The 596-nt window shown below is 59.7% G+C and carries 1 protein-coding gene and 1 pseudogene; both read right to left on the bottom strand.

The genetic code is table 11. The features are described from left to right. On the bottom strand, nucleotides 1-339 hold a 339-nt coding region (locus MOV76_RS39390; protein WP_275245467.1), incomplete at its 3' end, for a nitrogenase component 1. A gap of 107 nt (nucleotides 340-446) precedes the next feature. Beyond that, nucleotides 447-596 (bottom strand): annotated as a pseudogene (gene nifH, locus MOV76_RS39385) (nitrogenase reductase); the annotation flags it as partial.

The following is a 596-nucleotide window of genomic DNA, read 5'->3' as shown; positions in this document are numbered from 1 at the left end:
CAGGCCGACGTAGTAGTTGCGGCGTTGCGACCAGGAATAATGACCGCAACCGACCGGCCCGTGCGAGATGTGGACCATGTCCTTGACCGGCCCCCATACCACGCCTTTGGAACCGGCATAGGCGCAGCCGCGGATCGTCATCACGCCCGGAATGGACTTGATGTTCGATTTGACGTCGCATTCGGAAAGGGCCTTCGGCTCATCGCCAGGCTCGTCGCCGCTCGTTGCGACGCTGAGGTGCTTCTTGCGGCGCTTCGCCGCCTTGTCTGGATATTGCGCTAATACTTCCGCAATGAGCTGTTCATGCAAAACGCTGTCATTCTCGTAATCAAGGCTCATGGGCCCCTGCCCCCTTTCAAGGTTCGGGTTAGGTCGTCGTCGCCGAAGCGGCTTTCTTGGAAGGACGCGCTGGCGCAAGGGCCAGCGTGTCCTGTCGACAGCGGCAGTTATTGAGCCGCAACCACCGCTGACTCCTTGGCCTGTAGTTCGGCCAGCATCTGCTCGTCGCTCTTCATGATGCCGAAGTCGAGCAGCATGTCTTCGAGCTCTTCCATGGTAATCGGGGTCGGAATGGTCCCTTGGCCCGAATTGGCATG

The sequence above is a fragment of the Rhizobium sp. PRIMUS64 genome, from assembly GCF_023006465.1.
GTDB lineage: Bacteria > Pseudomonadota > Alphaproteobacteria > Rhizobiales > Rhizobiaceae > Rhizobium > Rhizobium leguminosarum.
The sequence above is the reverse complement of the archived record's forward strand: the minus strand, read 5'-3'. Positions and strand labels throughout refer to the sequence as shown.